Annotated in this window: 17 protein-coding genes; 5 read left to right on the top strand and 12 right to left on the bottom strand. The window is 58.0% G+C overall.

Translation table 11 applies throughout. From position 1 onward, the window contains the following. Window positions 1–32 precede the first annotated feature (32 nt). A complete protein-coding gene (rnt, locus tag AC1MEW_RS09835) occupies window positions 33–710 on the bottom strand; it encodes a ribonuclease T (protein WP_054045196.1) in 678 nt (225 codons plus the stop codon). Beyond that, a complete protein-coding gene (gene pyrC / locus AC1MEW_RS09840; protein WP_201206325.1) occupies window positions 707–1,753 on the bottom strand; it encodes a dihydroorotase in 1,047 nt (348 codons plus the stop codon). Before pyrC ends, rnt begins: the two co-directional genes overlap by 4 nt. A 157-nt stretch (window positions 1,754–1,910) precedes the next feature. Between pyrC and AC1MEW_RS09845 the strand changes: the two genes are divergently transcribed. Continuing rightward, window positions 1,911–2,819 (top strand): flagellar protein MotY, encoded by a 909-nt coding sequence (locus AC1MEW_RS09845; RefSeq protein ID WP_201206323.1) that lies wholly within the window; start codon window positions 1,911–1,913, stop codon window positions 2,817–2,819. A gap of 129 nt (window positions 2,820–2,948) precedes the next feature. Continuing rightward, on the top strand, window positions 2,949–4,166 hold the full coding sequence (locus AC1MEW_RS09850) for an argininosuccinate synthase (RefSeq protein WP_088422930.1): 1,218 nt from the start codon (window positions 2,949–2,951) through the stop codon (window positions 4,164–4,166). 159 nt (window positions 4,167–4,325) lie between these two features. Here AC1MEW_RS09850 and AC1MEW_RS09855 read toward each other — a convergent pair whose 3' ends face one another. Next, window positions 4,326–5,018 carry a hypothetical protein gene (locus AC1MEW_RS09855; RefSeq protein WP_480426176.1) on the bottom strand — a complete coding sequence of 231 codons (693 nt, stop codon included), beginning with the start codon at window positions 5,016–5,018 and terminating at the stop codon, window positions 4,326–4,328. 534 nt (window positions 5,019–5,552) lie between these two features. Between AC1MEW_RS09855 and AC1MEW_RS09860 the strand changes: the two genes are divergently transcribed. Further along, the gene (locus tag AC1MEW_RS09860) at window positions 5,553–6,179 is read left to right on the top strand and encodes a response regulator transcription factor (protein ID WP_201206322.1); all 627 of its coding nucleotides are present in this window, start codon (window positions 5,553–5,555) and stop codon (window positions 6,177–6,179) included. A 43-nt stretch (window positions 6,180–6,222) separates the two neighbouring features. On the opposite strand, the gene AC1MEW_RS09865 is transcribed toward AC1MEW_RS09860, so the two are convergent. From AC1MEW_RS09865 to metG, 8 genes are all read right to left on the bottom strand, one after another. Beyond that, a complete protein-coding gene (locus tag AC1MEW_RS09865; RefSeq protein WP_007898493.1) occupies window positions 6,223–6,402 on the bottom strand; it encodes a PA3496 family putative envelope integrity protein in 180 nt (59 codons plus the stop codon). 106 nt (window positions 6,403–6,508) lie between these two features. Beyond that, window positions 6,509–7,147 (bottom strand): endonuclease III, encoded by a 639-nt coding sequence (gene nth, locus AC1MEW_RS09870; RefSeq protein WP_201206320.1) that lies wholly within the window; start codon window positions 7,145–7,147, stop codon window positions 6,509–6,511. Between the two features lie 25 nt (window positions 7,148–7,172). Beyond that, entirely contained in the window at window positions 7,173–7,751 is a 579-nt protein-coding gene (locus AC1MEW_RS09875; RefSeq protein ID WP_201256705.1) for an Rnf-Nqr domain containing protein, read from the bottom strand. Next, window positions 7,744–8,355 carry an RnfABCDGE type electron transport complex subunit G gene (locus tag AC1MEW_RS09880; RefSeq protein WP_201256706.1) on the bottom strand — a complete coding sequence of 204 codons (612 nt, stop codon included), beginning with the start codon at window positions 8,353–8,355 and terminating at the stop codon, window positions 7,744–7,746. The genes AC1MEW_RS09875 and AC1MEW_RS09880 overlap by 8 nt, the downstream gene beginning before the upstream one ends. Next, the gene (locus tag AC1MEW_RS09885) at window positions 8,352–9,344 is read right to left on the bottom strand and encodes an RnfABCDGE type electron transport complex subunit D (RefSeq protein WP_322269506.1); all 993 of its coding nucleotides are present in this window, start codon (window positions 9,342–9,344) and stop codon (window positions 8,352–8,354) included. The genes AC1MEW_RS09880 and AC1MEW_RS09885 overlap by 4 nt, the downstream gene beginning before the upstream one ends. Further along, window positions 9,331–10,542 (bottom strand): electron transport complex subunit RsxB, encoded by a 1,212-nt coding sequence (rsxB, locus tag AC1MEW_RS09890; protein WP_201206312.1) that lies wholly within the window; start codon window positions 10,540–10,542, stop codon window positions 9,331–9,333. The genes AC1MEW_RS09885 and rsxB overlap by 14 nt, the downstream gene beginning before the upstream one ends. Next, complete coding sequence (locus tag AC1MEW_RS09895; RefSeq protein ID WP_201206310.1) at window positions 10,539–11,108, bottom strand: electron transport complex protein RnfA; 570 nt, start codon at window positions 11,106–11,108, stop codon at window positions 10,539–10,541. The genes rsxB and AC1MEW_RS09895 overlap by 4 nt, the downstream gene beginning before the upstream one ends. 215 nt (window positions 11,109–11,323) lie before the next feature. Continuing rightward, complete coding sequence (gene metG, locus AC1MEW_RS09900; protein ID WP_201256708.1) at window positions 11,324–13,375, bottom strand: methionine--tRNA ligase; 2,052 nt, start codon at window positions 13,373–13,375, stop codon at window positions 11,324–11,326. A gap of 330 nt (window positions 13,376–13,705) precedes the next feature. Here metG and apbC point away from each other — a divergent pair, with 330 nt between their 5' ends. After that, the gene (gene apbC, locus AC1MEW_RS09905; RefSeq protein WP_201206306.1) at window positions 13,706–14,800 is read left to right on the top strand and encodes an iron-sulfur cluster carrier protein ApbC; all 1,095 of its coding nucleotides are present in this window, start codon (window positions 13,706–13,708) and stop codon (window positions 14,798–14,800) included. 131 nt (window positions 14,801–14,931) lie between these two features. Here the strand turns inward: apbC and AC1MEW_RS09910 are convergent, their stop codons facing one another. Continuing rightward, the gene (locus tag AC1MEW_RS09910) at window positions 14,932–15,690 is read right to left on the bottom strand and encodes an SDR family oxidoreductase (RefSeq protein WP_201206304.1); all 759 of its coding nucleotides are present in this window, start codon (window positions 15,688–15,690) and stop codon (window positions 14,932–14,934) included. A 165-nt stretch (window positions 15,691–15,855) separates the two neighbouring features. On the opposite strand from AC1MEW_RS09910, the gene AC1MEW_RS09915 reads away from it, so the two are divergent. Next, on the top strand, window positions 15,856–16,587 hold the full coding sequence (locus tag AC1MEW_RS09915; protein WP_201206302.1) for a HugZ family pyridoxamine 5'-phosphate oxidase: 732 nt from the start codon (window positions 15,856–15,858) through the stop codon (window positions 16,585–16,587). Window positions 16,588–16,608: the final 21 nt, after the last annotated feature.

A 16,608-nucleotide genomic window follows, 5' to 3' on the forward strand; every position in this document is an offset into this window, starting at 1 on the left:
TTTTGTGGGCGGGATAAATCCCTTCGACCGTATCAGTCGTTGAAGTCTTCCCAGCCGCCCATTTGTTTCCAGCGATTGACGATGCCGCAGAACAGCTCGGCCGTCTTCTCGGTATCGTAGCGAGCCGAGTGGGCCTCACGACCGTCAAAGTCGATATCGGCAGCCTGACAGGCCTTGGCCAGTACAGTCTGGCCATACGCCAAGCCGGCGAGGGTTGCGGTGTCGAAGCTGGAGAATGGATGAAACGGGTTACGTTTCATGTCCAGGCGCGCGACAGCGGCGTTGAGGAAGCCCAGATCGAAGCTGCTGTTGTGGCCGACCAGAATCGCCCGTTTGCAACCGTTGGCTTTCAGGGCCTTGCGGATGCCCCGGAAGATATCGGTCAGTGCGGTTTCTTCGCTCACTGCCATGCGCAGCGGGTGATCGAGCTTGATCCCGGTGAATTCCAGGGCGGCCGCTTCGATGTTCGCGCCTTCAAACGGCTCTACACGAAAGAAGTAAGTGTGATCGGGATACACAAAGCCTTTTTCGTCCATGGCGATGGTGGTCGCCGCGATTTCCAGCAGGGCGTCGGTGGCCGAGTTGAAACCACCGGTTTCTACGTCGACGACAACCGGCAGGTAACCACGGAATCGGGCCGCCATTGGATGACGAGGACCGCCTCCGCCGCCTTGACCGTCCTGTTCGTCGTCGAAATGGTCTTCACTCACGCGTGTTCCTCCAGCAGGCGCCAGCGCAGTTTTTCACCGGCGCGCAGCGGGATTACGGTCAGCTCGCCAAATGGCAGGCTGGTTGGGGCGGTCCACTCATCGCGGACCAGGGTGATGCGATCTGTATTCACCGGCAGGCCATAGAAGCGCGGGCCGTTGAGGCTGGCGAAGGCTTCGAGCTTGTCCAGCGCGTTGCGCTGTTCGAAGGCTTCGGCATACATCTCGATTGCAGCATAAGCGGTATAGCAACCGGCACAGCCGCAAGCGGCTTCTTTGGCGTGCTGGGCATGCGGCGCCGAGTCGGTGCCGAGGAAGAACTTCTCGCTGCCGCTGGTGGCGGCGTCGAGCAGGGCTTCCTGGTGAGTGTTGCGCTTGAGAATCGGCAGGCAGTAGAAGTGCGGCCGAATCCCGCCCACCAGCATGTGGTTGCGGTTGTAGAGCAGGTGATGAGCGGTGATGGTCGCGCCAACGTTGGCCGAAGCCGCGTTGACGAACTGCACGGCGTCAGCGGTGGTGATGTGTTCGAACACCACTTTGAGTGTCGGGAAACGCTCGACCACACGTCGCATGTGCTCATCGATGAAGATCTTTTCGCGGTCGAACACGTCGACATCGCCACGGGTGACTTCACCGTGAATCAACAAAGGCATCCCGACTTCGGCCATGGCCTCGATCGCCGGGAAAATCTTGTCGATGCTGGTGACGCCAGAATCCGAGTTGGTGGTGGCGCCGGCCGGGTACAGCTTGGCGGCGTGAACGAAACCGCTGGCCTTGGCCTCACGAATTTCTTCGGGCTGGGTGCGGTCGGTCAGGTACAGCACCATCAGCGGTTCGAAACGACTGCCGGCCGGGCGTGCAGCGAGAATCCGCTGGCGATAGCCGTCGGCTTCAGCGGCGTTGCGCACCGGAGGTACCAGGTTGGGCATGATGATGGCGCGACCAAAGGTGCGCGCGACATCCGCAACGGTATTTGACAAAACAGCACCATCGCGAAGATGAATATGCCAGTCGTCGGGACGCAGCAGGGTCAGGCGGTCGGACATGAGGGGATTCCAGGCGGGTCAAACTGAGGGGAATGCTACCGGAAAAGACTCATGCAGGCACTCGCTATCAAGTTTTGCAGCAAGCTTCCGATATCCAATAGGTATGCCGTAAACGTATGTGTCGGTCTTTTTGTTGTAGAAGCCAGTGGAGCCTCCCGTGCGCCAGCGTTATTTAGCCTTGCTCAGTGTGTTTGCCAGCCTTCCCGCGATGGCGCTCACTTTCCAGACCCGTCTGGAGAGCATCGAGTGGACGGTCGAAGGTGACAAGTTCGAATGCCGACTGACCCAGCCGATCACCGATTTCGGTTCCGGTGAGTTCGTGCGTCGTGCCGGCGAGCAGGCGATTTTTCGTCTCAAAGCCTACAACTCAATGATTGGCGGCGGTTCCGCGACTTTGCTGGCGGCCGCCGCGCCGTGGCAACCGGGGCGTGGGGACATCAACCTGGGCTCGGTGAACATTGGCAGCGGCAACGTGCTGTTCAACAGTTCGCAGGTTCAGGCCGGGCGCCTGATCAGTGGTTTGATGGACGGTCGTAGCCCAGTCATTCGGCACGCTTCGGGCGACGGTCGGGTGTCTGAAGTGCGTTTGCTGCCGGTCAAGTTCAGCAAAGCCTTCAATGACTATCAAGGTTGCGTGGCCAAGCTGTTGCCGCAGAATTTCGAGCAGGTGAAGCAATCCGAAGTCGGCTTCTCTGGTGAAGGTGTCGATCTGGATCCGGCAGCCAAGGCCAAGTTGCAGGTCATGCTGGCGTTCATGAAGGCTGACCCGACGGTCAATCACATCGAACTTGACGGTCATTCCGACAACAGCGGTAATCGTCTGACCAACCGTGAACTGTCACGCCGCCGGGCGCTGGCGGTGATGGACTTCTTCAAGGCCAATGGCATTCAGGAGTCGCAGATCACCATGCGTTTCCACGGTGAGCGCTATCCTTTGGCGCCAAACACCAATGCGGCCAACCGGGCCAAGAATCGTCGGGTGGCCGTGCGCCTGGAGCGCGTTGCGCCCATCGACAAACCGGCACCTGCGGCCACCGCTTCTGCAGGCGCTGCGGCGACCTCCTGAACCCGCTGTAATCGTCGCTCGCTCGACATAATCTGTCGCTTCGTCGTCATAAGCTGTCGCGCCACTGTAAATTATTCTGTATGAGCGGTAGACTTCTCGGCTTTCCGTAGAACCCCGTGGAGTGATGGCATGGCGGACGTAAACAAGGTCGTTCTGGCGTATTCCGGCGGCCTGGACACTTCGGTGATCCTCAAGTGGCTGCAGGATACTTATAACTGTGAAGTAGTGACCTTCACCGCTGACCTGGGTCAGGGCGAAGAGGTCGAACCGGCCCGCGCCAAGGCTCAGGCCATGGGCGTAAAAGAAATCTACATCGACGATCTGCGCGAAGAGTTCGTGCGTGATTTCGTGTTCCCGATGTTCCGTGCCAACACCGTTTACGAAGGCGAGTACCTGCTGGGTACCTCCATCGCTCGTCCGTTGATCGCCAAACGCCTGATCGAAATCGCCAACGAAACCGGTGCAGATGCCATTTCCCATGGCGCGACCGGCAAGGGTAACGACCAGGTTCGTTTCGAACTCGGCGCCTACGCCCTCAAGCCAGGTGTGAAAGTAATCGCTCCTTGGCGCGAGTGGGACCTGCTCTCCCGTGAAAAGCTGATGGATTATGCTGAAAAGCACAACATCCCGATCGAGCGCCACGGCAAGAAAAAATCCCCGTACTCGATGGATGCCAACCTGCTGCACATCTCCTATGAAGGCGGCGTGCTGGAAGACACCTGGACCGAGCACGAAGAAGACATGTGGAAATGGACCGTCTCCCCGGAGAACGCTCCTGATAAAGCGCAATACCTGGAACTGACCTACCGCAACGGCGACATCGTCGCACTGGACGGCGTCGAAATGACCCCGGCCACCGTGTTGGCGACCCTGAACCGTATCGGTGGTGAACACGGCATCGGCCGTCTGGACATCGTCGAAAACCGCTACGTGGGCATGAAGTCCCGTGGCTGCTACGAAACCCCAGGCGGCACCATCATGCTGCGTGCTCACCGGGCGATCGAATCGATCACCCTGGACCGCGAAGTGGCTCACCTCAAAGATGAGCTGATGCCTAAATACGCCAGCCTGATCTACACCGGTTACTGGTGGAGCCCTGAGCGTCTGATGCTGCAACAGATGATCGATGCGTCCCAGGCCCACGTGAACGGTGTCGTGCGCCTGAAGCTGTACAAGGGCAACGTGATCGTCACCGGCCGCAAGTCCGATGAATCGTTGTTCGACGCCAACATCGCGACCTTCGAAGAAGATGGCGGCGCCTACAACCAGGCCGACGCGGCGGGCTTCATCAAGCTCAACGCCTTGCGCATGCGTATTGCCGCCAACAAGGGTCGCAAGCTGTTCTGAGACCTTTGTAGCGGTTATTGAGGTTGTGGCCCTGTCGTCGACAGGGCCACGGCTCAAAAAACGGTTGTTCTTCTAGCATTATTTTGTCAGCGCTTATCTCATTTCTATTCAGTCTCTTCTCTTCCTGATCAATCAAACAGGAGCGCATTCTGCCGCTCTTCAAGTTTGATCCAGCACCGTCACATCCTGTGAATTCAAGTTGTAAACGATGTAAAAGGTTTTCCTGGCGCTTTTATTTTTGTGTCTCGAATACCTGAGCGTGCCTTCCTTCAGTCGTTTCTCCGATTGGTTGCAAGCAAGAAACACGATCACTTTAGTGGCGTTTTTACGTGGTTTCCGGGTTTTGTCCACTAAGGTGGTGAAGTCCACATGGGTATTCATCCCGCGCGTATCGATGATCCTCAGGTCCTCAAGCGGTCCCGACAGATAGATTTTGGCCAACGGATCTTGTGCGTTCCAGAGCCGGCAACGAAACCTTCTCACGCCAGTTGAAAAGCCTGGGGGGGCGCGCCCAGACATCAAAGCCGTACTGGACCTTTTGCATTTTGCAGATGAGGCGTTTGGGCGTAAGTGTTTTTTGTTTTCCGAACGTTCGGCGTTATCAATGACTTTTATGAAGTGCTTGCCTTTATCAAAGTCAGAGGGGGCGTAAAGCGATCGGTAATTGAAATTGAGAGTAAGGAAGAAAAGAAAGAGCAAGTAGAGCGGGAAACTGATTAAGAACCAGACATATATTTCTCGTTCGTCGTCATTAAGGAAGGGCAGTGAAACAACCGCCGACGTTTCGGAAACTGCTGCGAATATAGCGATAATTGTCATGGGGTTCGAAATTTTTCTTTTGAGTTTTTTCATGTTTTTTTCTCATGGAATAACGTCTTTTTCTCTTGTCGATAAAGGGGGGGAGATTGTTTGTTTGAGTTCTTGGTAATGATTTTTGGAGATGTTCCTTCTGTGATTATATGGAGTTACTGTAATGCTCGTGTTTGTTGTATGTCGGATCTTCTTGTTTCAAAAATTCTTATTTTCTATGGTTTGTTTTATTTTAATGTTAAAAAATATTTGATGGATTGTGTTTTGTATTGAAAATATCGGTTGCCTTTAAGCGTGGGCCTTTGAGCGCTGGGTGTTTGGTTAGTTGCGAGGCTGACGGTTGTGCGAAGCGTTGGTTGTAAGCAGATACAAAAAAGTCGGCAGAAAGCGGCACACTCTTAAATTTGGAGGTTTTAAAACGCCTTATATCCACGGCTTTTTTGTAGGACTTGTCCGTGTTACTTGTAGGGAATGTCTCTCGGTGTGGATGCCCGGGGGGTACGGCATCCCACGGGTGAAACGACTAGGATATTGTGCGGGCTCTAAAAATTCGAACAGCGAAAATTGGACTTGCCCATGAATAAAGTGCTGATCGTGGATGATCACCCCGTCATTCGTCTTGCGGTGCGTTTGCTAATGGAACGTCATGGCTACGAAGTCATCGCAGAAACAGACAATGGTGTGGATGCATTGCAACTTGCTCGCGAACTTATGCCGGACATTGTCATTCTGGATATTGGTATACCGAAACTGGATGGGCTGGAAGTCATCGCGCGTCTGACATCAGTGGCTTCGCCGTTGAAAGTGTTGGTGCTGACTTCCCAGGCACCAGGGCATTTTTCAATGCGCTGCATGCAATCGGGTGCTGCTGGTTATGTTTGCAAGCAACAGGATCTCACTGAATTGCTCAGTGCTATCAAAGCTGTATTGTCGGGTTACAGCTACTTCCCTAATCAAGCCTTGCATACGGTTCGGTCCAGCCTGGGCAATGCCAGTGAGGCCGATATGGTGGATCGATTGTCGGGGCGGGAAATGATGGTGTTGCAGCAACTGGCTCGGGGGAAAACAAACAAGGAGATTGCCGATGGAATGTTTCTCAGCAACAAAACTGTCAGTACTTACAAAACCCGGTTATTGCTAAAGCTCAATGCCCGCTCGCTGGTGGACCTGATCGAGCTGGCCCAGCGCAATGGCCTGGTATGACGGCACATAGTAAAAAGCCTCCGTTTCGGGAGGCTTTCAGGTGTCATAGATCAAAATCGTAATCGGCCAATTGCTTTTGCAGTCGGCGCTCCTCCAGCAGATTGTCGATGGTGCGGCGCTTGCTCAGGTTGGTCTTCGCCACTTCAACCACCGGTTCAGCGTCATCGGCCTCAACGGGGGTGAAGTCGTCTTCTACGTCCAATTGCTCTTTGCCAGTACTCATTTTGTTACTCCAGGCTAAGACTGCCTTTGGGGCTCCTTATATCGACATTCTCCCGGCGGGTAAAAAAGATTTTTTCAATCGGTAAATCAATAAATCTAATAGTGCCTCAATCGTCCGAGGTCTTTTGCTTGTATTCGCACAAGTCCTCGATCCGGCAACTGCCGCAGCGGGGCTTGCGGGCCAGGCAGACGTAGCGTCCATGGAGGATCAGCCAATGATGGGAATCGAGCAGAAACTCCTTGGGCACAAATTTCATCAGCTTCTTCTCCACCTCGACCACATTCTTGCCTGGTGCAATCCCGGTACGGTTGCTGACCCGGAAAATATGGGTGTCCACGGCCATGGTCAGTTGACGAAATGCCGTGTTCAGCACCACGTTGGCAGTCTTGCGGCCAACGCCTGGCAACGCTTCCAGCTCCTCACGGGTTTGCGGGACTTCGCCGCCATGGCGCTCTACCAGCAAGCGGCACGTTTCGATCACATTCTTGGCCTTGCTGTTGAACAGGCCGATAGTCTTGATGTACTGCGACAGCCCTTCGACCCCCAAGGCATGGATGGCTGCCGGGGTATTGGCCACCGGATACAATTTTGCCGTGGCCTTGTTGACGCCGACATCGGTGGACTGCGCCGACAGAATCACGGCAATCAGCAGTTCGAACGGTGAGGAGTACGCCAGTTCGGTCTTCGGTTCCGGGTTGTCTTCGTGAAGCCTGCGGAAGATTTCATAACGTTTTGCGGCATTCATGGATGATGCGTTTCCTCGAAAGTGGTCAGTTTGAGGGGCTCGGGCGAGACCAGGCTTGCCTGGCGGCAATCAACAGTCCCAGCAGTATGAATCCGCCGGGGGCCAGCGTAGCCAGGCGCAAGCCTCCATCAGCGGTCAGCACCAAGCCGGGCCAGTCTGTTGCGCCGGTCAGCCAGGACAGATGAGCACCGAGGGTGCCGTTGCCGATGAGCTCGCGCAACAGGCCCAAGCTCACCATCAACGCACTGAATAGGGCGCACAGACGCACACGGTCGTGCCGCGAGCTCTGGAAGAAGCCATTGTTTTCCAGTACCACGCATTGCAGCGCGATCAACCCGGCATACATCCCCAGGTGTTGCTGCCATTGCAGCGACCAGGATTGTCCGGCGAGTTCAACACAACTTGTCAGCGTCGCCGCGAGCAGGACGCCGGCGCTCAAGCGTGCCGACGGATCGAGTCGGGCGCGCAACGGCCCCATCCCCAGGTCATAAGCAGCAATCACCACCACGAACGTCACGCACAGGCCTAAGGCGGACATCAGGGAACCGGTGGCACCGATCAGCGGCGCCAGCATCAGCGAGTTCTGTACCGATACCTTATTCATGGGCGTTGCTTCCCACCAGTTGTTGCCGATGTTCATCGAAATAGCGCAACGCATCATGGACAGTGTTGATCACCGCCCTTGAGGTCGTGGTCGCTCCGGCCATTTGATCGAATTGCCCCTGATCCTTCTTCAGCGCCCAGCCATTGTCGGCAGGGTCGGTACGCGACTTGCCGGTAAAGATGTGCAGCCAGGCATTTGGCCAGTCGGCGAGCCGGCCTCCCAAGCCCGGTGTTTCTGCTTGTTTGAGGGTCTTGACCCCCAGTAGCTTGCCGTTGGCGTCGATGGCGATCAGCAACTCGATGGTGCTGGTGTAACCCAAAGTCTGGCTACGTAGCAACACGGCGCTGGGTTGGCCAGCGAGGGTCACCCAATAACCCCCGAGCAGTGTGCTGTTGGTCAGCGGGACGTTTTCGAGGGCCAGCGGTTGTTCCAACGGTTGGTTGTCGTAGCTGCCTGGGGGCAGCATGTCCAGCAACGTGCGGCTGTCGATCAGGCGCTGTTCAGTGGCAATCCGCGCTGCGCTGGTGTGCTGCACAAGATACGTCGCCCCGATCCCCAGTCCGGCCAACAACACCAATGTCACAACGCTGATCGCTCGGTTCATGATGCCGTTCGCTCTTGCCGGGCGGCGACAAATCGCTCCAGCGCCGGCACACAGAGGTTCATCAACAGCACGGCAAATGCCACGCCGTCCGGGTAGCCGCCCCAGGTTCGGATCAAGTAGGTCAGCAGGCCCACCCCCACGCCGAACAGCAGTCGGGCACTGGGGCTTCTGGCGCCGGACACCGGTTCCGTCACGATAAAGAATGCGCCCAGCATGCTCGCGCCAGTCAGTAGATGAAACAGCGGCGAGCCATGGGAGTCGGAGCCCGAACCGTTCCAGCACAACAGACTGATAACGAACAGGCTGGCGAGCATGCCCACCGGCGCATGCCAACTGAACACTCGCCGTTGCAGCAGAAAGGCGCCGCCGGCCAGAAATGCCAGGTTCACCCATTCCACGCCGTAGCCGCCGAAGTGACCGAATGCGGCGTTGCCGGCGAACAGCTCATCCATGGTCAGGCTTTTATTGATGCGCAAGCTGTCCAGCGCCGTGGCCTGGACCCAGGCATCCGGCGTCTGGCTGAAGCTGAAACCGAAGACCTGGGAAAGACCGCCGAGCAGGTCCATGCCATGGGACGACGGCCAGTGCGTCATTGGTTGGGGGAAGGTCACCAGCACCAGCGCAAAACCGAGCATGGCCGGATTGAACGGGTTCTTGCCGACGCCGCCATACAAGTGTTTACCAAACAGCAATGCCGCCGCCGCGGCACTGATAGTCAGCCACCACGTACAATAAGGCGGCAAGGCCAGCGCCAGCAGCGTCGCCGTGACCAGGGCGCTGCCGTCGCTCAACGTTGGCGTGAGGGCACGCTGGCGCAACTTCAGCACCGCAGCCTCTACTGCCAGCGCAGTCACCACCGTCAGAATCAGGTTGATCAGAACGCCCCAGCCATACAGCCAAAACAACATCAGCAGCCCCGGCACGGTGGCCAGCAACACCAGCTTCATGGCCTGCTGAAGGCGTTCGTCCACCGATTCAAGGGGCGACATAAGCCTCCACCAGGCGTTCGGCTTCCTGAAGTCGGGCACGAGCCTTGTCCATCTGCTCGGCGGGAGTGTCGGTGCGTCGTTCCAGTTTGCTGACGTCGGCACGGGCGTAGGCCAATTCGGTTTTCAGCTGTCGAAGCTGGCTGTCGATGGGGCGCTTTTCGACGCGCATCAGGTCAGGCAAAGGTTGATCACTCGCTGCTTCGGCCGTGTGCAGGTTGTGTTCGGCGTCCTTGAGGGCTTGCTCAAGTAGCTCGATTTGTTCAGCCGAGGCATCGCTGGTTTGTGCTTTTTTCAGTTCGGCGCGGCGCATGGCCAGCTGGATTTTCGCCCGTTTCAGCTCCGCGTCCTTCGCTGGCGCAACAGGTGCCGGGGCCGGCGGTGCGGCGCTTTCCAGTTGTGTCAGAGCCTGTTCGGCAGCTTCGAATTGCTGTTGCAGGACGATCAGTTGCGACTGCTGCTCGAAGGTCGGCGGATGCCCGAACGCCTTTAGCGATTTGTTCAATTGCGCCCGACTCATCGCCACGTCGATCTTGGCTTTTTTCAACGCCGCATCAGCCGTTGCCGCTTTCTGCGCGCGGACTCGCTCAAGCGCGGCTTGCACCGGATCGAGCGTTACTTCGCTGGGTTGTGCGACGCGTTGGGCCCGGGCCTGTCGCTCGGCGATTTTCTGTAGCTCCTCACGTTGCAGTCGGGCGTTGCGCTGTTCGAAGCGACGCCGCGCACGATTGCGCTTGGTGGCTCGGGCCTGTTGCTCTTCAAGACTGAACGCCAGGCCACCGACAATCGGCAGCACCGTGGCCAGCGGCAGTGGACGCATTTCGATGCAATCCACCGGGCACGGCGCCACGCACAGGTCACAACCGGTGCATTCATCGACGATAACGGTGTGCATCAACTTCGCCGCGCCGACAATCGCATCCACCGGGCAGGCCTGTATGCACTTGGTGCAGCCGATGCATTCGGCCTCGCGGATGTAGGCAATCTGCGCCGGTGCCGAGCCGCGGCTGATGTCCAGTTCCAGCACCGGCACTTTCAGCAGTTCGGCCAGGGCGGCGATGGTTTCGCTGCCGCCCGGCGGGCACTTGTTGATCGACTCGCCGCTGGCAATGCCTTCGGCGTAGGGCTTGCATCCGGGGTGACCGCACTTGCCGCATTGGGTCTGGGGCAAAAGGGCGTCGATGCGTTGAATCAGACTCATGTTTTGATCAGTCCACTGAATCCGAGAAAGGCCACTGCGATCAGTCCGGCGCCGATCAACTGGATCGGCAAGCCACGAAAGGGCAGGGGAACATCGTTATCGCGTGTGCGCTGGCACAAGTCGCTGAACAGGCTCAGCACCAGCCAGAAACCCAGTCCGGCGCCGAGGCTCAGGACGCTGGCGTGAAGCAATCCCTTGTCGTCTTGGGCGTTGAGCAAGGTCAGCCCGAGCACGCCAGCGTTTCCCAGCAGCAGGGGCCAGAGGCCATCGAACGTAAGCTTTGGGAATATTCTGGATAGCAACTTCAGTAACGGCGCGATCAGCAAAACGCTCAGCGGCAGGAACACGAAAAGGCGCAGGGCCGTCAGTTGCAGCGGCACCAGCAGCCAATGGTAAGCCGAGTAGCTCAATACGCCGACGATCAGCATCAGGCAGGTCGTCGAAATACCCAGTGCGTGGACCTTGTCGCGCTCACTGCTCAACAGCGGATCGACGCCCAGCGACCAGTGCAACACGAGGTTGTTGATCAGGGCAGCGCTGATAAGCGTAAGAAGCAGTTCGGTCATGATCGTCCGTATCCACGCGGTGTTGCAGACTGCTGATAACTCCGTAGGAGCTGCCGCAGGCTGCGATCTTTTGATCTTGAAAACAAAGTCAAAAGATCGCAGCCTTCGGCAGCTCCTACAAGGTGAAGCCAAGCCTGAGAGATATTATGGGCCAGACATGAAAATCCCACAGTCATGCCGGGCACGACTGTGGGATCGGTCTGGCAAGTCGAGCCTTACTTGATGCGCTGACCCGGCTTGGCGCCGCTGTCCGGGCTCAACAGGTAGATTTCTTCACCGCCAGGGCCGGCCGCCATCACCATGCCTTCGGATATCCCGAACTTCATTTTTCGCGGCTTGAGGTTGGCGATCATCATGGTCAGGCGACCTTCGAGCTTGGACGGGTCCGGGTAAGCGCTCTTGATCCCGGAAAGTACGTTGCGTTGTTCATCACCGATGTCCAGGGTCAGGCGCAACAGTTTGTCGGCGCCTTCCACGGCTTCGGCCTTGAGGATCAGTGCAACGCGCAGGTCCACCGCGGCAAACGCATCGAACTCGATTTCCGGCGACAGAGGTTCCTTGACCAGTTCACCGTTGCCGGCCGGTGCAGTTTCGCCGGTATCGGTTGCGCTGGCGGTCAGGTCTTCTTTCGAGGCGTCGGTCATGGCTTGCACTTTTACCGGGTCGATGCGAGTCATCAACGGTTTGAACTCGTTCAGCTGATGATTGCTGAGCAGGGTGGCGTGATCGTTCCAGGTTAACGGCGCGACGTTCAGGAACGCCTCGGCGTCGGCAGCCAGCAGCGGCAGAACCGGTTTGAGGAAGATCACCAGTTGGCGGAACAGGTTAATGCCCAAAGCGCAGATGGCCTGGACTTCGTCGTGCTTGCCTTCCTGTTTGTTCAGCGACCACGGTGCCTTGTCGGCGATCCAGGCGTTGGCGCGGTCGGCCAGGCCCATGATCTCGCGCATGGCGCGGGCGAAGTCGCGGGCTTCGTAGGCGTCGGCGATGCTTGGCGCAGCAGCCAGGAACGCGTCGGTCAGTTCCGGCGCGGCGTTACCCGCCACCAGCACTCCGGCGTTGCCTTTCTGGATGAACCCTGCGCAACGGCTGGCGATGTTGACGACTTTGCCCACCAGGTCGGAGTTGACCTTCTGCACGAAGTCTTCGAGGTTCAGGTCCAGGTCGTCGACGCCACGGCCCAGCTTGGCCGCGTAGTAGTAGCGCAGGTATTCCGGCGACAGATGGTCCAGGTAGGTCCGGGCCTTGACGAAGGTGCCGCGGGATTTGGACATTTTCTGACCGTTTACAGTCAGGTAGCCATGCACATTGATACCGGTCGGTTTACGGAAACCGGCGCCTTCGAGCATCGCTGGCCAGAACAATGCGTGGAAGTTGACGATGTCCTTGCCGATGAAGTGGTACAGCTCGGCCGTGGAATCCTTGGCCCAGAACGCGTCGAAGTCCAGGTCCGGACGACGGGCGCAAAGGTTCTTGAAGCTGGCCATGTAGCCGATCGGCGCGTCCAGCCACACGTAGAAGTACTTGCCCGGCTCGCCCGGAATCTCGAAACCGAAGTACGGCGCGTCGCGGGAGATGTCCCACTGTTGCAGACCGGCATCCAGCCATTCGGCGATTTTGTTGGCGACGGCATCTTGCAGGGTGCCGCTGCGGGTCCAGGCTTGGAGCATTTCCTGGAAGTCCGGCAGTTTGAAGAAGAAGTGCTGGGAATCCTTGAGCACCGGGGTGGCGCCGGAAATCGCCGACTTCGGATCCTTCAGGTCGGTCGGTGCATAGGTTGCACCGCATTTTTCGCAGTTGTCGCCGTACTGGTCTTCAGTGCCGCATTTCGGGCAGGTGCCCTTGATGAAGCGGTCGGCCAGGAACATTTTCTTTTCCGGGTCGAAGTACTGCGTGATCGAGCGCTGGGCAATGTGCCCGGCGTCACGCAGCTTCAGGTAGATCTGGCTCGACAGCTCACGGTTTTCTTCGGAGTGAGTGGAGTGGAAGTTGTCGAAGTCCACCAGGAACTCGGCAAAGTCGGCGCTGTGTTCAGCCTGGACGTTGGCGATCAGTTGTTCCGGGGTGATGCCTTCCTTTTCCGCGCGCAGCATGATGGCCGAGCCGTGAGCGTCGTCGGCGCAGACATAAATGCATTGATTGCCGCGGTGCTTCTGGAAGCGCACCCACATGTCGGTCTGGATATATTCCAGCATGTGGCCAAGATGGATCGAACCATTGGCATAGGGCAGGGCGCTGGTGACGAGGATCTTGCGTGGCTCGGACATGGGGCTCGGCTACTTGATGAAACGGAGGTCGGCCACTATAAAGCGCTGGCGTATATTTTTCACCCCTGTGGCGAGAGGCTCTGCCGCAGCGAGGATGCTTTTGTGGCGAGGGGGCTTGCCCCCGTTCGGCTGCGCAGCAGTCGTAAAACCGGTGAATGCGGTGTATCTGTCAGATTGCGTGCGCTGGTTCCTGGGGCTGCTTCGCAGCCCAACGGGGGCAAGCCCCCTCACCACAAGAAAGCTTTCCAGCCACAGTAATCTGTTCGCCACAAATGTATGTCCGGCGTAGGATACCCGCCTGATTTTCCAGTCTTGCTATCGGAGTTGCTCATGAGCGCCGTCAATCGCGCAGCGGTGGAAGCCGTCCTTCGCCAATACACCGACCCTTACCTGAACCAGGACCCGGTCAGCGCCGGGTGCGTGCGCAACATCGACATCCAGGGCGATCGCGTCAGCGTCCAGCTCGAGCTCGGTTACGCCGCCGGTCTGTTCAAAAGTGGCTGGGCGCAGTTGCTGCAAATGGCTATTGAAGGGCTGGACGGGGTGACGACCGCTCGCGTCGAGATCACCAGCGTGATCGCCGCGCACAAGGCCCAGGCACAGATCCCGGGCCTGGCCAACGTCAAGAACGTGGTCGCGGTGGCGTCCGGCAAGGGTGGAGTGGGCAAATCCACCACCGCCGCCAACCTGGCTTTGGCGCTGGCCCGTGAAGGCGCCAAGGTCGGGATTCTCGACGCAGACATCTACGGCCCGAGCCAGGGCATCATGTTCGGTATCCCCGAAGGCACCCGACCAAAGGTCAAGGATCAGAAGTGGTTCATTCCGATCGAGTCCCATGGCGTTGAAGTGATGTCCATGGCGTTCCTGACCGACGACAACACGCCGATGGTCTGGCGCGGTCCGATGGTTTCTGGCGCCTTGCTGCAACTGGTGACACAAACCGCGTGGGGCGATCTGGATTATCTGGTCATCGACATGCCGCCAGGCACCGGCGACATCCAACTGACCCTGGCGCAAAAAGTCCCGGTGGCCGGTGCTGTGATTGTCACCACCCCTCAAGACCTGGCGCTGCTGGACGCGCGCAAAGGCGTGGAGATGTTCCGCAAGGTCAACATTCCGGTGCTGGGCGTAGTGGAGAACATGGCCGTGCACATCTGCTCCAACTGCGGGCATGCCGAGCATCTGTTCGGTGAGGGCGGCGGTGTGAAACTGGCCAACCAGTACGGCGTCGAAGTGCTGGCCTCGTTGCCACTGGCGATGACCATCCGCGAACAGGCCGACGGCGGCAAGCCAACGGTGATCGCCGAGCCGGACAGTCCGATTGCGATGGTGTACCAGGAACTGGCCCGCCATGTCGGTGCGCGGATTGTGTTGCAGGAAGCGGCAACACCGGCGATGCCGAACATCACCGTCAGCGACGATTGATTCGCTGAAGAAACGCAATCCAATGTGGGAGCGAGCTTGCTCGCGATAGCGGTGTAACAGTCATCATCAATGGTGAATGTTATGGCCTCATCGCGAGCAAGCTCGCTCCCACATTTGTTTTGTGTCTGGACTTAAATCCGCAACCCGCCATCCATCTCCAGAATCCGACCGGTGTAGTAGTCGTTCTCGAAAATGTACGCCGCCGAATGGGCGATTTCTTCAGGCTTGCCCATGCGTTTGAGCGGAATCCCGGCAGTCATCTTCTCCAGAGCCTCAGGCTTCATGCCCAACGTCATCTCGGTTTCAATGAAGCCCGGCGCAATGCCCGCCACGCGAATGCCGTAGCGCGCCAGTTCCTTGGCCCAGGTCACTGTGGCTGCGGCCACGCCAGCCTTGGCAGCGGAGTAGTTGGTCTGGCCAACGTTGCCAGCACGGGAAATCGACGAGATATTGATGATCGCGCCGCTGTTTTTCAGCTCGACCATTTTGGCCGCGACTTCACGGGTGCACAGGAACACGCCGGTCAGGTTGACGTCGATCACGGCCTGCCATTGGGCCAGGCTCATCTTGGTCATTTCGCCGTCCTTGACCTTCAGCAACAGGCCATCGCGCAAGATCCCGGCGTTGTTGATCAGGCCATGGATCGCACCGAAGTCTTCGGCCACCTGAGCGACCATGTGCGTCACTTGCTCTTCATTGGCGACGTTGCACAGGTAGGCGCGGGCCTCGACGCCCTTGGCTTTACAAGCGGCAACGGTGTCGTCGAGCTTTTCCTGGTTCAGATCGACCAGCGCCAGCTTCGCGCCCTTGCCGGCTAAATACTCGGCCATCGAACGGCCTAAACCCTGGCAACCGCCAGTGATAATGATTACTTTGTCAGTGAGTTGCATTCGCATGCCCCAATTGCAGGTCAGAGAGTGGTTCCTTCTAGAGGGCCTCTCGATCTGCACCTGATGTGGCCTGGTTGCACATGAGAACTGCCCCGATGGCGTACTGGAACTTATCCCCAGGCGCCTGTCCGTTTTTTCGACGGATTCTATATAAGGAGTCATAAATTGAGCGTTGAAGCGGCGAAGAATGCCCGAGAATTGCTTCTCAAGGAATACCGCGGAGTGCTTTCGACACACTCCAAGGCCATGCCCGGTTTCCCGTTTGGCTCGGTGGTCCCGTACTGCCTGGACGAGCAGGGCCGGCCGCTGATCCTGATCAGCCGCATTGCCCAACACACTCATAATTTGCAAAAAGATCCGAAATGCTCACTGTTCGTCGGCGAGCGTGGGGCTGAAGATGCTCAAGCCGTTGGTCGCCTGACGTACCTTGCCGAAGCAGAAAAACTCGAGGACGAGGCGGCCATCGAAGCGGCAGCCGAGCGGTACTACCGCTATTTCCCGGATTCGCAGAGTTACCACAAGGCCCACGATTTCGATTTCTGGGTGCTTAAACCGGTGCGTCACCGCTACATCGGCGGTTTCGGCGCGATTCATTGGGTCGATCAGTTGACCTTGGCCAACCCGTTCGCCGGCAAGGCTGAAGTGAGCATGGTCGAGCACATGAATGCCGACCACACCAAAGCCATCGCACACTATGTCGAACTCGCCGGTTTGCCGACGACAACCCCGGCGCAACTGGCCGGCATCGACACCGAAGGCATGCACCTGCGCATCGGTCAGGGGCTCTACTGGCTACCGTTTCAAGCGCCTTGTAATACGCCGACACAAGTGCGCGAAGCCTTGGTTTTCCTGGCTCACGCCGAGCATTGGCCAAAAAATGAAGTGGCCGACGCTTGAATTCACGAATCGGCGACGTCA

This window comes from Pseudomonas sp. ASL4 (assembly GCF_056680395.1).

What these genes read in the sequence shown, in the direction of transcription:
- AC1MEW_RS09895 (WP_201206310.1), bottom strand. Translation starts at nt 11,108, where the DNA reads ATGACCGAACTGCTTCTTACGCTTATCAGCGCTGCCCTGATCAACAAC.
- AC1MEW_RS09910 (WP_201206304.1), bottom strand. Translation starts at nt 15,690, where the DNA reads ATGCAACTCACTGACAAAGTAATCATTATCACTGGCGGTTGCCAGGGT.
- AC1MEW_RS09850 (WP_088422930.1), top strand. Translation starts at nt 2,949, where the DNA reads ATGGCGGACGTAAACAAGGTCGTTCTGGCGTATTCCGGCGGCCTGGAC.
- AC1MEW_RS09885 (WP_322269506.1), bottom strand. Translation starts at nt 9,344, where the DNA reads ATGTCGCCCCTTGAATCGGTGGACGAACGCCTTCAGCAGGCCATGAAG.
- pyrC (WP_201206325.1), bottom strand. Translation starts at nt 1,753, where the DNA reads ATGTCCGACCGCCTGACCCTGCTGCGTCCCGACGACTGGCATATTCAT.
- rsxB (WP_201206312.1), bottom strand. Translation starts at nt 10,542, where the DNA reads ATGAGTCTGATTCAACGCATCGACGCCCTTTTGCCCCAGACCCAATGC.
- AC1MEW_RS09875 (WP_201256705.1), bottom strand. Translation starts at nt 7,751, where the DNA reads ATGAATAAGGTATCGGTACAGAACTCGCTGATGCTGGCGCCGCTGATC.
- AC1MEW_RS09860 (WP_201206322.1), top strand. Translation starts at nt 5,553, where the DNA reads ATGAATAAAGTGCTGATCGTGGATGATCACCCCGTCATTCGTCTTGCG.
- metG (WP_201256708.1), bottom strand. Translation starts at nt 13,375, where the DNA reads ATGTCCGAGCCACGCAAGATCCTCGTCACCAGCGCCCTGCCCTATGCC.
- AC1MEW_RS09855 (WP_480426176.1), bottom strand. Translation starts at nt 5,018, where the DNA reads ATGAAAAAACTCAAAAGAAAAATTTCGAACCCCATGACAATTATCGCT.
- nth (WP_201206320.1), bottom strand. Translation starts at nt 7,147, where the DNA reads ATGAATGCCGCAAAACGTTATGAAATCTTCCGCAGGCTTCACGAAGAC.
- AC1MEW_RS09880 (WP_201256706.1), bottom strand. Translation starts at nt 8,355, where the DNA reads ATGAACCGAGCGATCAGCGTTGTGACATTGGTGTTGTTGGCCGGACTG.
- apbC (WP_201206306.1), top strand. Translation starts at nt 13,706, where the DNA reads ATGAGCGCCGTCAATCGCGCAGCGGTGGAAGCCGTCCTTCGCCAATAC.
- AC1MEW_RS09865 (WP_007898493.1), bottom strand. Translation starts at nt 6,402, where the DNA reads ATGAGTACTGGCAAAGAGCAATTGGACGTAGAAGACGACTTCACCCCC.